Annotated in this window: 10 protein-coding genes and 1 pseudogene; 1 reads left to right on the top strand and 10 read right to left on the bottom strand. The window is 62.2% G+C overall.

Going from position 1 to position 17,716, the window contains the following annotated elements; genetic code table 11:
• Nucleotides 1–11: 11 nt before the first annotated feature.
• Both KI235_RS15285 and KI235_RS15280 read right to left on the bottom strand, forming a co-directional pair.
• Nucleotides 12–2,341 (bottom strand): annotated as a pseudogene (locus KI235_RS15285) (ATP-dependent DNA helicase).
• Nucleotides 2,338–4,068 carry a VRR-NUC domain-containing protein gene (locus KI235_RS15280; protein WP_027913051.1) on the bottom strand — a complete coding sequence of 577 codons (1,731 nt, stop codon included), beginning with the start codon at nucleotides 4,066–4,068 and terminating at the stop codon, nucleotides 2,338–2,340. The pseudogene KI235_RS15285 and the gene KI235_RS15280 overlap by 4 nt, the downstream one beginning before the upstream one ends.
• A 220-nt stretch (nucleotides 4,069–4,288) precedes the next feature.
• Here KI235_RS15280 and KI235_RS15275 point away from each other — a divergent pair, with 220 nt between their 5' ends.
• Nucleotides 4,289–4,513, top strand: coding sequence for a YgdI/YgdR family lipoprotein (locus KI235_RS15275; protein ID WP_003201785.1), 225 nt, complete (start codon nucleotides 4,289–4,291; stop codon nucleotides 4,511–4,513).
• Between the two features lie 129 nt (nucleotides 4,514–4,642).
• Here KI235_RS15275 and KI235_RS15270 read toward each other — a convergent pair whose 3' ends face one another.
• The 8 genes from KI235_RS15270 to KI235_RS15235 form a co-directional block, all read right to left on the bottom strand.
• Entirely contained in the window at nucleotides 4,643–6,496 is a 1,854-nt protein-coding gene (locus tag KI235_RS15270; protein ID WP_013693342.1) for a triacylglycerol lipase, read from the bottom strand.
• A gap of 63 nt (nucleotides 6,497–6,559) precedes the next feature.
• A complete protein-coding gene (locus KI235_RS15265; RefSeq protein WP_013693341.1) occupies nucleotides 6,560–9,652 on the bottom strand; it encodes an autotransporter serine protease in 3,093 nt (1,030 codons plus the stop codon).
• Nucleotides 9,653–9,839: 187 nt separating this feature from the next.
• On the bottom strand, nucleotides 9,840–11,189 hold the full coding sequence (locus tag KI235_RS15260; protein ID WP_003201779.1) for a TolC family outer membrane protein: 1,350 nt from the start codon (nucleotides 11,187–11,189) through the stop codon (nucleotides 9,840–9,842).
• A gap of 14 nt (nucleotides 11,190–11,203) precedes the next feature.
• Nucleotides 11,204–12,538 (bottom strand): HlyD family type I secretion periplasmic adaptor subunit, encoded by a 1,335-nt coding sequence (locus tag KI235_RS15255; protein WP_013693340.1) that lies wholly within the window; start codon nucleotides 12,536–12,538, stop codon nucleotides 11,204–11,206.
• Complete coding sequence (locus tag KI235_RS15250; RefSeq protein ID WP_003201775.1) at nucleotides 12,535–14,334, bottom strand: type I secretion system permease/ATPase; 1,800 nt, start codon at nucleotides 14,332–14,334, stop codon at nucleotides 12,535–12,537. The genes KI235_RS15255 and KI235_RS15250 overlap by 4 nt, the downstream gene beginning before the upstream one ends.
• Nucleotides 14,335–14,473: 139 nt before the next feature.
• Nucleotides 14,474–14,896, bottom strand: coding sequence for an AprI/Inh family metalloprotease inhibitor (locus tag KI235_RS15245; RefSeq protein WP_003201773.1), 423 nt, complete (start codon nucleotides 14,894–14,896; stop codon nucleotides 14,474–14,476).
• Between the two features lie 71 nt (nucleotides 14,897–14,967).
• Nucleotides 14,968–16,425, bottom strand: coding sequence for a serralysin family metalloprotease (locus tag KI235_RS15240; RefSeq protein WP_003201770.1), 1,458 nt, complete (start codon nucleotides 16,423–16,425; stop codon nucleotides 14,968–14,970).
• 332 nt (nucleotides 16,426–16,757) lie between these two features.
• Nucleotides 16,758–17,663 (bottom strand): LysR family transcriptional regulator, encoded by a 906-nt coding sequence (locus KI235_RS15235; RefSeq protein WP_027913048.1) that lies wholly within the window; start codon nucleotides 17,661–17,663, stop codon nucleotides 16,758–16,760.
• Between the last annotated feature and the right edge of the window lie 53 nt (nucleotides 17,664–17,716).

Genomic DNA, 17,716 nt, shown 5'->3' with positions numbered 1-17,716 from the left:
TCAGCCAGCCTTCATGTCACTGACAGACCGCCATCGCGAGCAAGCTCGCTCCTACAGGTGGCGGGGTGTGTTTCCTGAGTGACAGACCACCAACGCGGCAATAAGTGCTGCACCCTGGCCTCGCCAAACCGGTCATCGATCAGCAATACCACCCCGCGATCCTGCTGGGTGCGGATTACGCGGCCGGCCGCCTGCACGACTTTTTGCAGGCCGGGATACAAGTAGGTGTAGTCGTAACCATCGCCAAAGATCGCCGCCATGCGTTGTTTCATCTGCTCATTGACCGGGTTGAACTGCGCCAGCCCCAAGGTGGCGATGAACGCGCCGATCAGGCGTGAACCCGGCAAATCGATGCCCTCGCCGAACGCACCGCCCAGCACCGCAAAGCCAATGCCTTGGCTGTGCTCCATGAACCGCTCGATAAACGCCTGCCGGGGGCTTCGCCCATGCCGCGCGATTGCGTCCAAAGCGCAATTTGCGGGTACCGCTCGGCAAACAACCCCGCCACTTGCTGCAAGTAATCGAAGCTGCTGAAAAAAGCCAGGTAGTTGCCTGGGCGCTCGCTGAACTGGCGGGCCATCAACGCGGCAATGGGTTCCAGGGACGCCTGGCGGTGGGCAAAACGGGTGGAAATGCGGCTGACAACCTGCACGTCCAGTTGTTCGGCCTTGAACGGCGATTCCACGTCGATCCATACCGTGTCGCCCGGCGTCCCCAACAAATCTGCGTAGTAGTGCCGGGGGCTCAAGGTCGCGGAAAACAGCACCGTGCTGCGGGCCGCCGTCAGCCTGGGCCGCAGGAATGCGGCCGGCACCACGTTGCGCAGGCACAGCGTAGACAGGCTGCGCTGGCGGCCAAGTTCGCGCTTGTGGATGTCGAACAGAAAGTGCTCGTCGAAGGTTTCCGCCACCCGGCCAAACTGCAACGCGTCGAAGTAAAACGCCTGCAATCCGCTGTCCAGGCCCTGGGGATGATCGTTGAGGTAATCGCCGATAGCCGTCGTGCAGTTGGCCAGGGCCTGGAGCAGTTTTTCCGGCAGTTTTTCATAAGCCTGATAGGCCGCCACCTGGGGCGCATGCAAGGCGTTCCACTGGCGATTGACCCTATCGAGGGATTTCTTCAGCGGTTCGGGGGCGGTTTTGCGCACGCTGGTCAGCGTGGCCTGGTCGAGGGTCGCGCTGTACATCTGCCGCCCGCGCTCCACCAGGTTATGGGCTTCATCCACCAAGGTCGCGACAGTCCAGCCGTTGGCCTGGGCCAGGCCGAAGAGCAACGCGCTGAAGTCGAAGTAATAGTTGTAGTCGGCCACCACCACGTCGGCCCAGCGGGCCATTTCCTGGCTGAGGTAATACGGGCAGACCTCATGGGCCAGCGCGATCTCGCGCAACGCCGCCTGGTCGAGCAACGTGACCTGGCTCGCTGCTGCCCGGGCGCCCGGCAAGCGGTCGTAGAAACCGCGGGCCAGTGGGCAGGATTCGCCATGGCATGCCTTGTCCGGGTGTTCGCAAGCCTTGTCCCGGGCGATCATTTCCAGCACCCGCAATGGCATTGACGACGCGCCGTGGGTGATCACCCGCGCCGCATCCAGGGCCAGCTTGCGCCCTGGGGTTTTCGCTGTGAGGAAGTACACTTTGTCCAGTTGCTGCGGCGCCAAAGCCTTGAGCATTGGGAACAAGGTACCGACGGTCTTGCCGATGCCCGTTGGCGCCTGGGCCATCAGGCAGCGGCCGGTGCTGACGGCCTTGAACACCGATTCGGCCAGGTGCCGTTGCCCCGACCTGAAACCCGCATGGGGAAATACCAGCGATTGCGCGCCGAGGTTGCGCGCCTGTCGATGGGCCATTTCCTGTTCGGCCCAGGCCAGGAACAACGCGCATTGCGCTTCGAAGAAGGCTTGCAGCTGTGTCGCCTCGAAACGTTGGGTGATGCAGGTTTCCTTTTCGCTGACGATGTCGAAGTACACCAGAGCCACGTCGATGTGCGGCAATTGCAGTTTCTGGCACATCAACCCGCCATAGATTTTCGCCTGGGCCCAATGCAGCTGGCGATGATTGGCTGGCTGCTTGGCCAGCTCACCCCGGTAGGTCTTCACTTCTTCAAGGCATTGGCGAACGGGGTCGTAGCCATCGGCCCGGCCTTTGACTGTCAGTGTCTGGTAATGACCTTCGAGGGCCACTTCAGCCTGATAACCCTCGCTGCGCCGCGAGGCCACGGTGCGATGGCCGGCGATGCCTTCCAGGGCCGTGGGCGAAGGAGTGAAGCGCAGGTCAAGGTCACCCACCTTGGCGGTGAACTCACACAATGCCCGCACGGCGATGCTGTAGCTGGGTGCCGGGTTCATGCGGCCCCATCGCGAGCAAGCTCGCTCCCACAGGTGATCTGTGGTGACTCATCCCATGTGGGAGCGAGCTCGCTCGCGATGGCTGACTCTGCCCATTGCACATAACAAACGGCAACGGGCATCTGGTGTTCATGGCAGAACTCCAGCCAGCGTAGCTGGTTGTCTTGCAGCCGATCGCCAGGGCCTTTGACTTCGATCATGCGGTAGGTCTTGTGCTGCGGCCAGAACTGGATCAGGTCCGGCATGCCGGCGCGATTGGCCTTGATGTCCAGCAGCAGACGGTCAAACCAGTGCTTGAGATGCGCGGCCGGCAGGCAATCGAGGGCTTGCTCCAGCAAGGGCTCGGACAGCGCGCCCCAGAATACGAAAGGCGACTGCACGCCCCACTTTTCGGCATAGCGACGGCCGATGGTCTGCCGATAGCGGCCATCGTCCAACTCTGCCAGGCAAGCTGCGAACAGCTCGGCGCGACGGGCATGGAAATCTTCGTTGAGCAGGTCCACCGGCCCGCGTTGGAACGGGTGGAAAAACGCGCCAGGCAATGGCGCGAAGATCGCCGGCCAGCACAGCAGGCCAAACAGCGAATTGATCAGGCTGTTCTCGACGTAATGCACTGGCGCGGTTTCGTCGTGCAGGTGGGCCTGGACGTGGTACTCCACCGACAAGGTCGGATCGACGCGCGGCAGTTGCAGTTCCAGGCGCTCCATTTCCCGAGCCAGGCCCCGTGGCACCGGCGGACCGCCCAACTTGCGCCGAAGACGGGGCACAATCCGCAGCAAGGCCTGGGTTTCGGCGGCACTTTGCGGTGCCTGCATCGCCGCCTCGCCCAGTTCAAGGGCCAGGGCGTATTCGCCGATGCGTTCCAGCACCCGGACCATCCGCAACCGCGCCCCCGGGTAAGCGCAATCGCGATAGATGCCCAAGGCCAAGGCGAAGTCACCGATGCGTTCGCCGTGCTGGCCAATCTGGAACAACAACTTGCCCCGGCGCCGCTCCAGCCACGGATTGTCCAGGGACAGCTCGTTGACCTGGGCGACGATCTCTTCCAGGGACTCGCCAGCTTCGAAGCGCTGCTGGCAGTCGTGCAGGAACAGGCAGGCATCGACGTCCTCGCGGCTGCGCAACCCCCGTGACTCGGCACTGAACTCGACGGTTTCGTAGGTGAAGATGCCCAGGTCCGACAGGACGAATTCCGACCAATCCTGGTAAAGGTTGCCGAAAAACATCAACCGCAGCCGGTCACACAGATTCATGATCGTCAGGCTGTACAGCCTGTCGTCCAGCTGCGGGCACCAGGCACGGAACGGCTGGGACTGGTTGAGGCGCTCGTCCAAGGCCTGGAGCCATTCGGTCTTTTTCGCCTTGGGCTGTTCGATCAGGTGACCCAGGCACAGGAGGATTTCCGGCTTGAGCAGCACCTCGAACAGTTCGGCGAGCCCGATGGGGGCCTCTTTCTCGACCCAACCCAGCGCCAGCAGTGGCGCGACCGCGGCGCCGATGTCGCCAATTTCCGGGTAGTGCAGCTTGCTATGGCGAAACCGAAGCCCCTTGCGCATCACCATCCGCACCAGCAAGCCCTGGGCACCACGCGGCAGCGCGGCGAAGTGCTCGATGAAACGCTGCTCGTCAGTGCTGAGCACATCGGCATAACGCTGCGTCAACCAAGCGAGCACCTGCTGGAAGTTGTTCAGGTAGTAAAACGGATCGTCGAGGGAACGGACTGCCACGGAAAGAACACCAAGGATATCGGATACTGGTTATGCATACAGATAACAGCTGTAAACCAGCCAGGCAACAGCAAAAGATGAACGGTCTCCTATATTTAAGATGAAATCCTTCAGCTAGCGATGAACTTTCCTACAGCAAGCGAGACCAATGGCGGTTGACTAACATGATGGCGCGGTCGAATCAGTTGCGCCGTGTCCTTTTGATTGAGAGGTTATGGTTATGAACATCAGGTTTCTGGGCCTGCCCATGGTCGCCGTGGCATTTCTGGCTCTGGCTGGCTGCGCGTCGCCAACCGTGGTGACCTTGCAGAACGGTACCCAGTATTTGACCAAGGACACCCCCAATACCCGCACCGCTGACGGTTTCTACGAGTTCGAGGATATTTCCGGCAGGAAAGTCCGGGTCCGCGCCGATGATGTGGCAACCATTCGCAAGGAAGACTGATTAACCCGTGACTGGCCTGCTGCATCGCCATCGCGAGCAGGCTCGCTCCCACAAAGGCTCGGTGGTGAACACAAATCCAGTACACACCTGTGACCCACTGTGGGAGCGAGCCTGCTCGCGATGGCTATATCAGGCGAACACGATCCCTTCGCCCCCCACCTGACCGAGACCTACGCCCACCAGGGTCACGGAACTGTCGCCCACCTTGAGCAGCGTGTCATTGCCCACTTGTGACAGGTACTGGCTGTAGTCATGACCTGCCCCGGCACCTGGTACGCCGAGGAACACCAGCTTGTCCCCCGCGTCGTAGCCGCTGATCCGGTCGTGGCCGAAGGCGCCGTTGAAGAGGAAAGTGTCACTGCCGCCTCCCGCTTGCATCTGGTCATTGCCTGCACCACCGACGAAGGTGTCGTTACCCGCGCCGCCCACCAGCACATCGTTGCCGTCCTGGCCGAACAGCCAGTCACCCTTCGCTCCCGCCACCAAGGTGTCGTTGGCCGCGCTGCCCTTGATCGAAGAGGCATACGCCGTCAGGTTGGCACCGGCCACCAGGCCATTGGCGGTGACACTGTGGCTCACTTCATCCTTGAGCAGCCCCCAGAACAACCCGGACTCCTTACTGACCAACGTGCCGATGTCGCGGGTGATGCTGATCGCGCCATGGGCGTCGCGCATATACAGCGTCCCGGCCCCGTCGTGGGCGAAACTGAAATCCTTCACCGACTGCTGCAGTTGCAGGCTGTTGCTCCCCTGCCCGCCCAGGATCACGTTGTAGCCACCGCCATCGCGAAAGGTGTCGTTGCCGGCGCGGCCTTCCAGGTAGTCGTTGCCCTGGCCGCCCTGGATCAGGTCATTGCTGTCGCTGCCGATGATGAACGTGCTGCCGGTGTGGGTTTCAGCATTGCGGTTGAGGTCTTGCACCCAGGTATTGGCGCGCGCAGGGTCCGACAGGTTGGCGACGATGATGGTGGAGTCTTTTTCGGTGAGGTCGTAGAACACCGAGCCCATGATCCGGCCCATGCCATCGCCATAGCCGGTAGGCAGGTGGGAAATCCAGGTGGGGATGTTGAGAATGGAAAACGGCAACACGTTCCATGCAGTCGAAGCGTAGTGGTCGTTGAAGCTGACGATGTTGTTGGTGGCCGATTCCTGTTGCCCATCGTGCACACCCACCGACGCGAGGTTGAACGTCGAGCCGTCCAGGGCGCGGAACACCGGATCGTTCTCGTAGCCGATGTTCAAGACCTTGTCGGTACTGCTCTGAGTTGGCGAGGCGTAGGCGATGTAGTTGGCACTGGAGTAGAACCCTGACCATTTGCTCGCGCTCAAGTCCGCCAGGCTGTTGACCGCCAGCCCACCCAGGCTGTGGCCGCTGACCAGCACGTCGTTGCCCGTCAGGCCATGGGCCTGGGCAAACTTCGCGACGTCCCCCAGCAGGTTGCCAAAGGCTTCGCCGACGTAGTTTTTCGCATAGTCCTTGGGCCCCAGCGCGGCCATCAGGTCGTTGATCACGTCGCCGATGGAATCGCCAATCAGGTTTTCCCTAGGGCCACTGGTGCCGCGAAACGACACGCCGATTTCCTGCAAGTGACCCTCGGCGTCGTACTTGCCGAGGATCTCTACCTGCGCGGTGGTGTAGCCGGCCTTTTCACCAAAAAACGTCCCGCGGCCATCCACCTTGCCGGCGTAACCCAGTTGATCGGCGCTGATGGGCGTCCAGCCGGCCTTCTGTACCGCCTCCAGGGCCAGTTTTTCCGAGTCGGGATTCCACGGCACGCCGGGAATCACCCCTTGGGAATCGGTGCCGCCCAGCAGCGCAGTCACCAGGGTCGCCGGCAGGCCGGCACCGAAGCCGTTGTGCTGGTAACCGGCGGCAAAGCCGTTGTCGAGGTTGTGGTAGGAATACAGCATGATCGCCATTGCGTCGCTGACCAGTGCCTTGGACTCGGTAGTGCCGAGGTTCTTGTAGTCGTAGATACCCATGGTTATTGCTCTCTTTTGTTGTTGGAATGCGGGAACCGGGTGGCAAGACTTCCTTGCTCCTGGTCAGAACTGCCAATCCAGCGTCAAGCCCACGCCATGGGATTTATCCCGGGAGCCGAGCAGGCCGTTGTAATCGAGGTTGACCCGCACATCCTTGGCGACCGCGAGTCCGGCACGGGCGCCGATCACAGCAGCGTTGCGGTCCATGGACACGCTCTGCACCGCGAAAGTGCTGCTGCTGTCGGCAAATGCCAGATCCTGTTCGGACGTGGTGCTGCTCAGGTTGTGCTGCCAGCCGAGGGAGCCGGACAGCTGCAGTTGTTGTTTATCCGACAGGGCCAGGGTGTGGCTGGCCCGCACGCCCAGGGTCGAGAGCACGGCATCGCGACGGTCGTCGCCAGCGTGCAGGGCTGCGTTGTCGCCTTTCTCATGGAAGCTGTCGCTGTCCAGGTGCACATAGGCCAGGTTGGCAAACGGCTCCAGGGCGACCGGTTGCAAGTCGAGGCGATACGCCGCTTCGGTGAAGAGCTGGGTGGTCCGGGCATCGCGCTTGGTTTTCTCCCGGCCGCTGACGTCACCCCATTGCAGGTCCCGCTTGACGTCGATGCGATGCCAGCTGTGGGCGCCGCCGACGGTCAGGCGCAGCGCGTCGATCTCATGCCCCAGATAGACGCCCAGGTGATAGCTGTCGGCCTTGGCCGAAGAGTGGGTGCCGTCGCCCATGCTCAACGAACTGTCGCTGTAGCCGGTGACGAAGCCCAGTCGCGTCTGGTCGCTGATCAGGCCGTCGACACCGGCCAGCAGCCCGCCGATGGAGCTGGTCGTACTGGCGTGATCATGTCCGCCATCGTTCTTGCCCCAAGCACCCAGCACCTTGAACCAGGCATTGCTGCTGGCATCGGTCGGCGTACCGGCGTCGTACAGTGCGTCCTGGCGCAGGCGATCCCCCACGGCGTCGCGCAATTGACGGCTGTCGTTGATCAGCAGCGTGCCAATGGCCGGATGGATTTCACCAGACAGTTGCTGGAATGCCTGTTGCGCCACGGCGGCGCTGGGCGAAAGCAGCAAGGCTTCGTAGAGTCCGTTGCCCGCGCCCAATTGTTCGGCGGCCGAGGCGACGGAACGCTGGTTAGGCGTCAAGCCGAGGCTGGCAAACGACGCATCGTTACGCTCGACCGCCAGTTGAATGCCACTGGCGCTGTACGCCAGGTCGCCCCCCAGAAACGCATAGTTGGGCAAGACTTCAGCGAAGCGCCCGTCAATACCATCGACGGCCTGCAAGATATTGAACTGCCTGCCCAGCAGGCTTTTCACGTCGCCGGCCGTCAGCAGCGTCGGGCTGTTTTCCAGGGACAGCGACACCGTCGCCCCGTCAATGGAGGCCTTGCCGCCGGCCACGATCAGGTCGCTGGAGGTGGGCGAGACCTCCACCGCGTAGTTCGAACCGGGCTGGAACGTCACGTCGCCGGCCACTTGCAACGTGCCGATGGAGTTACCGGGCGCCACGCTGCCGCCGCGGTTGGCGGTCAGGCTGGCGATGCGCCCGTTGCCACCAAGGATGCCGCCGTCATTGACGGTAACGGCCGAGGCCAGCGAGCCATTGACTGCCAGCCGTCCTTGATTGACCAGGGTTGGCCCGCTGTAGGTGTTTGCGCCGGTGAGCACCAGGGTGCCGATGCCCTCCTTGGTCAGCCCGCCGTGACCCGCGATGTCGTTGCGCCAAACGTCCAGGCCACATTGGATGCCACTGCACACCCGCTCCGTGGATTTGCCGGCATCGATGATCGCGCCAATGCCCGGCAGGTCCACCACGAACTGACCGGAGCCGTAGGCGCCCTCGATGCGAAATTCCTCGGGAATGTCCTGCTCGGTCACCAGCATCGATGGACCGTCGATGGCCTTGCCCAGGTTGATCATGCCCCAGCCGTACAACGCATCGACGCCCGGCGCGCCCATGTCGGTAGCGGTGGTGCGCAGCACGCTGGCGACCTGGGCGCCGGTCATGTACGGGAAACGCTCCATCAACACCGCCACGCTGCCGGCAACATGGGGCGCGGCCATGGAGGTGCCGCTCTTGTTGGCGTAGCCGACGGTCAGGTCGTCGGCACTGGTGCCGCCAATCACGGCGCTGTAGACCCGTGTGCCCGGTGCCGACACGCAGAAACTGGCGGTGTAGCCGCAGCGCGACGAGAAGGTGCTGATGGTGTACGGATCGGCGCTGGCGGTGTCGGGGTTGATTTGCAGCGCCGCCACGGTGAGCCAGTTCGGCGCGATGTCCGGCACGAAATACGCCAGGCCCGCGATGGCGTCGGGGTTATTGAGGTTGTAGTCGTTGCCGGCGGCGAAGATCGTCACGATCCCGCTGCGGGCCGCGGCGATGGCGCCCTCGTAGGCGCCGCCGGGCTTGGTGCCCAGCAGCGGCTTGATCTGATCGAATTGCAGTTGCGCGTCCTGCACGGTGAAGTGCGGGAACGCCGGATCGCGGCCGCCCAGGTCGAAACGATCGGTGATGCCGATGCCCCAGCTGTTGTTGATGATGCGTGCGCCGCTGGCGATCAACGCGTCCCAACCCGCCTTGTACACCGCGCCATCGTTGCCCAGGATGATGCCATCCTCGGGGCCCGGGTCGCCGTTGTCGGCGCTGATGATCTGCGCATTGTACGCCACACCGTGCATCGGGCTGCCATCGCGACTGCCGGCAGCGATCCCGCCGACATGGGTGCCGTGGGAACCCAGCTTGCCATCGGAGCCCACAGTGGGTGAACCGTCGTAGCGGAACGCATCACCGGCCTTCACCGGGATGTAGGGGTCGGTGTACTCACGGATGCCGCTGGTGACCAGCGTCACGACTTTGCCGGTGCCGGAGAACTCTGGGTGCGCCGCGTAGACCGGCTGGTCGAAGATCCCCAGCTTGACGCCCTTGCCGGTATACCCGGCGGCGTAGGCCTGTTGCGCGTTGATGGCTCCCAGCCCCCATTCGGCGTTGAATTCGCTGCTGCGCCAGCTGTCCGGGTTGCCCGCCCTGCCGCTCTCGACATAAGGCGCCGCCTGGGCCGTGCCCAAGGTCGCCAGGGCGCAGAGCACGGCGCGGTTGAGGGCCTTGAGCAGAAACACGCGGCCCGTCTGTCCGGGCTGTTTTTTGTTATCGACTTTCATCACGAACCATCCTTAGTAGCGTTTTATGAATTGCTGAAAATACCTTCTGTGGCGAGGGGATTTATCTGTGGGAGCAAGGCTTGCCCGCGATAAAAACAACGCGGTATCTCTGGAACCGAGGCGCCTGCACCGCGAGCAAGCTTTGCTCCCACAGATAAATCCCCTCGCCACAAAGACAAAGCGCCGATCATTGAATTGGCGCCCGGGACACAAACGCCTCATCCACCTTCGCCAGGTCCTGCGGGCCGAGGGTGCCGGCGTAGTAATGCAGCTTGGTCCAGGCCATGAGGTAGTCGTAACGGGCCTGGGCCAGGTCGCGGCGGGTGGTGTAGAGCTGTTGCTCGGCATTGAGTGCGTCGAGGTTGACCCGCTCGCCGCCAAGGATGCTTTGCCGGGTCGAGACCACCAGTGCTTCAGCGGAGCTCAGGGCCTTCTGATAAGCGCGCAGTTTGTTCGCCCCGGACACGCAGGCGCTGAACTGGCGGCGCAATTCGATCAGCGTCTCGCGGGTCTTGGCATCCAGCTCGTATTCGGCTTGTTCCATATTGCGGCTGGCCTGGCGGGTCGACGCCGAGACCCCGCCACCGGCGTACAGCGGCACACTGACTTCCAGGCCGATGGTGTTGGTGTCGTAGCGCTGGTTGTAGGTGTTGCCACTTTCCGATTCGTTCTGGCGCATCGTCGCGTAGGCGCTGACCTTGGGCAGGTGCCCGGCGCGGTTGCGCTCCACCTCGAAACGCGCCACGTCCACCGCTTGGCGCTGGGATGCCAGGTTGGGGTTATTGCTCACCGCCAGCTCATGCCAGGTGTCGAAACTGGCCGGTTGCAAGGCAAAGGTCTGGAAGGTGTCGTGCAACGGGGCCAGGTCGCCGATATCCAGGGCCGGGACGCCAATCAGCGAGCCCAGTTCACGCAAGGCGGCGTCCTGCTCATCGCGCGCCTCGATCTCTTCGGCGATAGCCAGTTCATAGCGCGCCTGCGCCTCGAGGATGTCGGTGCGCGTACCTTCGCCCTGGCGAAACAGATGCTCGTTCTGGTGGAATTGCTGCTCGAACGCCTTTTTCTTGGCCAGGGCAATGTCAATCTGGTCCTGGGCGAATAGCGCCTGGGTGTAATAACTCAGCACCCGCACCAACAACTCCTGGCTCTTGCCACGAAAACTTTCGTCGGCGAACAGCGCCTGGGCCACGCCCTTGCGGTAGGCCGCGTACGCCTCATAGTCCAGCAGCGGTTGTTGCAGTGTCAGGCTGGAGCCGTAGCTGCTGTAGTTGCGATCGTCATGCTGACTGGCGCCGCGATCGTTGAGGTACGTGACCTTGGATTGGTTGCGACCTTTGTTGTAGCTGTAGCCCAGGTGCGGCAACAGCCCGGCGCGGCCAATGGCGCGATTTTCCAGGCCCGCATCGCGCTCCTTGATCGCGCCCAGGTAGACCGGGTCATTGCGCAGGGCCTGCTCGTAGAACTCGAAGGGCCCCATGGCCCAGGCGTTGTTGCACACGGAAACGGCCAGCACGGCCAGCCAATAGAAACGCTTCATACCGCCGGACATCCTTATTCTTCGGTCAACGCAGAGCCGGCTCGGTCGAGCAGCGGTTTGAACAGGTAGTTGAGCAACGAGCGCTCGCCCGTGCGCACGAACATCTCGGCCGGCATGCCGGGCTTGATCACCAGGCCGTTGAGCTTGTCCATCGCCACGTCGCTGACGCTGCTGCGCAGGACGTAATACGGCGCGCCGGTCTTCTCATCGAGCATCTGGTCGGCGGAAATCAAACTGACTTCCCCCGGCACCCTTGGCGTGCGGTTCTGGTTGAAGGCGGTAAACAGGATGTCCACCGGCAAATGCGGGCCGACCTTGTCGATCAGGTGCACCGGCAAATGCCCTTCCACCTCCAACCGCGTGCCTTGGGGGACGATTTCCAACAAGGTGTCGCCCTGGCGTACCACCGCGCCCTCGGTATGCACCCCCAGGTTGACGGCGATGCCATCGGCGGTGGCGAGGATTTCGCTGTGTTGCAGCTCGAATCCGGCGGATTTCAATTGCTGTTGCAGGGTTTCGCTCTTGAGCTGGGCGTCGGCCAATTGGCTGCGCACCTCTTTCTGGTATTCCTCGTGATGCTGCTGCAGCTTCAGGCGCGACTCGACGATCCCCTGCTCCACTCGCCCGCTTTCGCCGCTGTTCTGCGCGAGTTCCTGCTGCACTTGCGACAGTTGGCGTTGATAGTCCAGCAATCGGTTGCGCGGGATGTAGCCGTTGTCGGCCAAGGGTTGCAGGTTGCCCAGTTGCAGGCGCAGGGATTCGGCTTGGGCGGTCAGGTCGCTGCGGGCCCGACGCATGCCCGCCAATTGCGCCGCCGCACCCTCGATGTTGGCGCGCAACGCCGCCTGCTCACGGGCGAAGGCTTCGCGGCGGCTGCTGAACAGTTGCCGCTGGCCTTCAAGCACAAGGGCCAGGCGTGGGTCGGGATCGCGACTCAGCTCAGCCGGGAAACTCACCTGCAACAGGTTGTCTCGCTCGCTTTGCCAGCGCGCCAGGCTCGCCCAGGTCATCCGGTACTGCGCCTGCAGCGATTGCACGTCGGCGGCGGCCTGGGTCTGGTCCAGGCGGAACAACGGCTGACCCTGCTTCACCACTTCGCCTTCGCGCACCAGGATCCGGCTGACCACACCGCTGCTCATCGATTGCACCGCCTTGCGCTTACCTGAAACCACCACGGTGCCTTGCACGGGGATGCCCTGGTCCAGCGGCGCCAGGCTGGCCCAGGTAAAAAAACTGCCCGCGCCAACAAGCGCCAGCGCCCAGCCCATGCGGGTGAAGAAGCGGGCGTCGCGCTCCGGGTGCTCAACGTCCTGAGAATGTTCGAGATTCATGTCGAGTTCCTTGCTCATGTGCCACCCGGTTTGCTGGCAGCCTGGTACTGGCGACTCATGCTCAGTCCGTTGGGGGCCGTCTGGGGACTGTTCGGCGGTGAGCTGCGCGGCGCGTTGTCCTGTTGGCCCGACTGGCCGGAAAGCGCCCGCAACACTTGCTGGCTTGGGCCGAAGGCTTGTAGCCGGCCTTCGTCGAGCACCAGCAACTTGTCGGCCTGGGCGAGTGCCGAGGAACGATGAGTGACCAGCACGACACTGGTGCCCTGGGTCTTCATCTGCGCGATGGCACTGGCGAGTGCCGCTTCGCCAACCGTGTCGAGGTTGGAGTTGGGTTCGTCGAGCACCACCAGGCTCGGCCGGTCGTACATCGCCCGGGCCAGCGCAACCCGTTGTTTCTGCCCGCCGGACAAACCACCGCCGTCCTCCCCCAGCACCGTGTCATAGCCCTGGGGCAGGCGCAGGATCAACTCATGGACCCCGGCCTGCTGCGCGGCGGCAACGACTTTTTGCGGATCGGCTTGGCGAAACCGGGAGATGTTCTCGGCAATACTGCCGCTGAACAGCTCGATGTCCTGGGGCAGATAGCCGATGTGCGGGCCGAGTTGCTCGCGATTCCAGCGATGAATGTCGGCCCCGTCGAGGCGCACCGTACCCGCGAAGGTCGGCCACACACCCACCAGGACTCGGGCCAGGGTGGACTTGCCGGAGCCGGACGCCCCCAGCACGCCGAGCACTTCCCCGGCAGCCAAGCTGAAGCTGACCTGCTGCAGCGTCGCGTTGCGTTGCCCTGGTGGCCCTGCGCTCACTTGCTCGAAGCTCACCTGGCCCTTGGGCGCTGGCAGCGTCATGCCGTCATCCTGGGGCGCAAATGCCTGCAACAGCGCGTCGAGACGCCGGTAAGCCAGCTTGGCGCCGCTCCACTGCTTCCACACGGCGATCAACTGGTCGATGGGGCTCAATACCCGTCCCATCAGAATCGAGCCGGCAATCATCATCCCGGCGGTCATCTCGCCCTTGATCACCAGCAGTGCGCCCAAGCCCAACACCAGCGATTGCAGGCACAGGCGCAGGGTCTTGCTCAGGGAGCTGATGACCGCGCCGGTGTCGCTGGCCTGGTTCTGCAAGCCGAGAAACCGTGAGTGCACGGTGAACCAGCGGCTGCGCAGCGCTCCGAGCATGCCCATGGCCTGGATCGTCTCGGCGTTGTGCAAATGGCTGGTAGCCAGTTGAGTGGATTGTTGCGAGTAGACGCTGGCCTGCCCCAAGGCTCTTTTGGTCATGGCCTCGTTCAGACAGGCCAGGCCGATCAGCAGCAGCGTGCCGATGGAGGCAAACACGCCGAGCCACACGTTGAACAGGTAGATCACCAGCAGATAGATGGGAAACCACGGCGCGTCGAAGAAAGCGAACAGCGCCGGCCCGGTGAGGAATTGGCGAATATGCGTGAGGTCGCCCAGGGATTGCCCGGCGTTGCCTTCACCCTGGCGCAGATTGCGCTCGAACGCGGCCTTGTACACCTGGAGATTGAAGCGTCTCTCCAACTGGCTGCCGATGCGGATGACCACGAAGCTGCGGACCATCTCCAGCAGCCCGATGAATACGAAGAAGCCGACGACCATCAATGACAACATCGCCAGCGTGGTCTCGTTCTGTGATGACAACCCGCGGTCATACACTTGGAGCATATAAATCGAAGGTGCGAGCATCAGGACATTAATCAGCGCGGTAAAACATCCAACACTGATCAGAATATTTTTATAATCGCCCAGCGCTTTAAACAGCGGCGCCGCGGCAACGCTCCTTACCCTATTCATGATCTTCCTTGCAGTTGGCTTGCCCGCGAACGGGCCCGTTATTCAACTTACCAATCTTTGTTTTTCAATTCGGTCCACACCGAAACGCACGCCTGTTTGAACAAGCGCACTTCGATCAAGGCTCAACTGTACTCACTCGTTAATGAGCACTCTGGGATTTATTCCGCTCAAGCCTGAGTATCAAACCGGACTTCAAGGTCATTTGATAATGATCTCCCTGACGCAGCCCCAAGTGAGTCCTGGAGTCTTGTTTGCCGATCAGGGAAAGTCCGTCGGGTTCGGTGAACCAACGAACCGGTTCATCCCCCAACCATTGGCCCAGGCAATCGGTTTGCCCGCCCAGGGTCTGGTCCACCTTGAGTTCGACGAGGCAACTGTTGGACGGTTTGTCCTGCATCGCCTGGGTTTGCGCATTGTCCTGCGGGCTCGACAGAACAGCCTGCCACTGACCGGCCAACTGCGAGGGTTCTGCTAACAACAGACTGCGCGCCATGGCGACTTCTCCACAAAACATCATCAGCGTAGCGAGCAACCCGGCGGTTGCCTGAACGCTACTGGGCATGAATTTTCTACGCATTTTTTTCATCCTGGCCGGGGTCCCGCAGGGGCAGCCGCCCCCGCGGGACATGGACATCAGGCCACGATATCCGAGACCGCTGCCTGGCCGACGGTGCTGACCAGGAAGTCAGCCACGCCGTGCCCGGAGAAGTCCACCGACAGCAGGCTGTTGCCAGCCGATGTCGACAACACCGCATCGCCCGCCGCCCCGGTGAACGCGCTCACGAAGTGCAGGCCCGCGCCCTTGGTGATACCGGTCAGGTCGATCTTGTCCAGGCCGCTGACGAAATCGAGGATCTGGTCCGTCGCTCCCGGCCGCGAATCGGAACTGGCGGCGAACACAAATGTGTCCGACCCCGAGCCACCCCAGAGCTTGTCTGCACCGCCGGCCCCCCAAAGGATATCGTTGCCCGCGCCGCCCTTGAGTTCGTTGGCCACCGAGTTGCCGATCAGCAAGTCGCTGCCCGCGCCGCCGATGGCGTTTTCGATGACGGCACCCTTGGCGATGGAGACGTTGCCTACCATGCCGCCAACATCGGAGAACGAGGCGTCATTGAGGTTGATTTTCTGGTTCTGGGTGAAACCGGAGAAATCCAGGGTGTCGCGACCGCCCGCGTCCCATACCGAAAACACCACTTTGTCCGACGACGAAGACGCACTGAGAAAATCGCGTCCGGTGTTGGAGTTGAAACCGTAGGTCGAATCGCCGGTACGGGTCGTGGTGTTGGCACCATAGAGCTTCTGGATGGCCGCGATGTCATCCATCAGCGGACCGGATGCGTAGGCTTCGACGCCACCCTTGCTGAAGTTCTGGTCGGTATTGCTTTCACTCCAGTAGCTCATGACGCTGTAGCCACGGGTGTCCTGGCCATAAGTGGCGTCATCGTAGGTCGGGCTGCCTTCACCAGCGTTGTAGTCACCCGGGTGGGCCAGGCCGAGGGTGTGACCGATTTCGTGGGTCAGGGTCTGGCGGCCGTAGTTGTTCAGGTCCGGGTTCTTGTTCTGGGTGTAGCTGCTGTTGATCAGGTACCAGGAGGTCCCGTCATAGCCGGCACCCGTCCCTGGCAGATAAGCGAACGCCGCCGCGCCATCCTGGCCGCCGCTGTAGTTGCCGAAGGTCATGTGACCATCGCCGCCGCTGGCTTTTTCGGCAAAGGTGACGTTGGCCACGTCCGCCCAGGATTGCATGGCCAGGGCCGCCTGGCCTTTCTGCTGCGCACTGAACTGGCTGAAGCCGCTGATTCCATGCTTGTTCATGGTGCTGGAAGAGGCGGAAGTGAGGAAGGTGTAGGTCAGCTCGATCTTGCCGCTGCCGTCCCGGTCCTGGTAAGCCGCGCCGTCGCGCAGCAACTGAGTGGCCGCCTCGTCGACAGAGTACGACGGTTTGCCGTTGACAGTCAGGTTACCGCCCCGGTCGTATTGGTGGCTGAAACTATTGATCTGGTTGAACGCACTACTGGCAGCTGCCAATGATTGCGGCGCCCAGAGGAGTTGTTCGGCAGAATCAATAGCGCTGCTTTTAACTTTCGACATAAACATACTTCCTTGTTTGCAAATGGAACAGTTTTAGTCAGACAGACAATCTCTGGCGAGATCGTCCTATCACTCGCCCAATGAGGACGTAAGAAACCTGACACAATTGGAAATCAAACGTCTAGCAATTTTTTTCGTTCAATTTCACGCCCCACCCTTAACGCCCATAAATAATAGGGTTCTGCCTCGTTAGTGCCCACGCTCAATTGCCCGAGTTGCGGATTGTCGGACAAAATTCTATTTAAATATTAAATATCGATAACTAGCAATTTGCGCACGGCGTCGCACTTTCGCCAACTAAGTGCCAGCGAAATGCTATTAATGAATATCTACTAAACCTCAACGGTTTTACGTGCACACACTTCCCGCAGACAACCTCGAAGCCAACGATGCACAGGATCGGCGTCCATCCGCGGATGCCAGAGCATGGCGATCGTGAACCCAGGTACGGGAAACGGCAGCGTAAAACTGTGCAGGCCGACCCGCAGGCTCGCGGTGTAGCGTTCAGGCACGCTGGCAATCAGGTCACTCGAGCGGGCCAGCCCCAGCGCCGAGGAAAAGCCTGGCACGGTGGTGACGATTTCCCGGGACAGATTCAACGCCGCCAGGGCCTGGTCGATGAGGCCATGATCCAGGCCGCGCATCGACACACCGACATGCCCGCCTGCGGCATAACCGGCGGCGCTCACCGTTGCCTGGCTCAGCGGGTGTCCCGCGCGCACCACGCCGATCAAGCGGTCGCTGAACAAGGCCTGGGTTCGCAGTTCGGGGCTGGTGTCCTTGTCCACGACGGCGGTCTCCAGGTCCACGGTGCCTTCGCGAAGCGCCGTGCTGTCGCGGTCGGTCTTTTCCACGAAACGCAGGCGCACGCCGGGCGCTTGCTCATGGATGCGAGTGATCAGGTCGATGGCAAAGTTTTCCACGAACCCTTCGCGGGTGCGCAACGTGAAAGTTCGGCTCAAGCGCCCGAGATCCGGGGTCGTCACTGGCCGCAGCACCGCCTGGGCCTGCTGCACCAGGTGGCTGACCTGTTCGCGCAACTCCAGCGCGCGGGGTGTCGGCACCAGCCCTCGCCCGGCCCGAACCAACAGCGGGTCACCGGTGGTTTCACGCAACCGCGCCAGTGCCCGGCTCATGGCCGACGGGCTGAGCTGCAAGCGCCGGGCGGCCCTGGCCACGCTGCCTTCCGAGAGCAGCACATCAAGGGTGACGAGCAGATTGAGGTCAGGTGAGGACATGGCGGTAGCTCGAATTGAAGAGATGGCGTTTGCTGCAGCTATAACGTGCAAAT

Source organism: Pseudomonas sp. St386 (genome assembly GCF_018325865.1).
In the GTDB taxonomy this organism is placed as follows: domain Bacteria; phylum Pseudomonadota; class Gammaproteobacteria; order Pseudomonadales; family Pseudomonadaceae; genus Aquipseudomonas; species Aquipseudomonas brassicacearum.
The sequence above is the reverse complement of the archived record's forward strand: the minus strand, read 5'-3'. Positions and strand labels throughout refer to the sequence as shown.

Coding starts and splice junctions, on each gene's coding strand:
- KI235_RS15275 (WP_003201785.1), top strand. CDS start 4,289: ATGAACATCAGGTTTCTGGGCCTGCCCATGGTCGCCGTGGCATTTCTG.
- KI235_RS15270 (WP_013693342.1), bottom strand. CDS start 6,496: ATGGGTATCTACGACTACAAGAACCTCGGCACTACCGAGTCCAAGGCA.
- KI235_RS15265 (WP_013693341.1), bottom strand. CDS start 9,652: ATGAAAGTCGATAACAAAAAACAGCCCGGACAGACGGGCCGCGTGTTT.
- KI235_RS15260 (WP_003201779.1), bottom strand. CDS start 11,189: ATGAAGCGTTTCTATTGGCTGGCCGTGCTGGCCGTTTCCGTGTGCAAC.
- KI235_RS15255 (WP_013693340.1), bottom strand. CDS start 12,538: ATGAGCAAGGAACTCGACATGAATCTCGAACATTCTCAGGACGTTGAG.
- KI235_RS15250 (WP_003201775.1), bottom strand. CDS start 14,334: ATGAATAGGGTAAGGAGCGTTGCCGCGGCGCCGCTGTTTAAAGCGCTG.
- KI235_RS15245 (WP_003201773.1), bottom strand. CDS start 14,896: ATGCCCAGTAGCGTTCAGGCAACCGCCGGGTTGCTCGCTACGCTGATG.
- KI235_RS15240 (WP_003201770.1), bottom strand. CDS start 16,425: ATGTCGAAAGTTAAAAGCAGCGCTATTGATTCTGCCGAACAACTCCTC.
- KI235_RS15235 (WP_027913048.1), bottom strand. CDS start 17,663: ATGTCCTCACCTGACCTCAATCTGCTCGTCACCCTTGATGTGCTGCTC.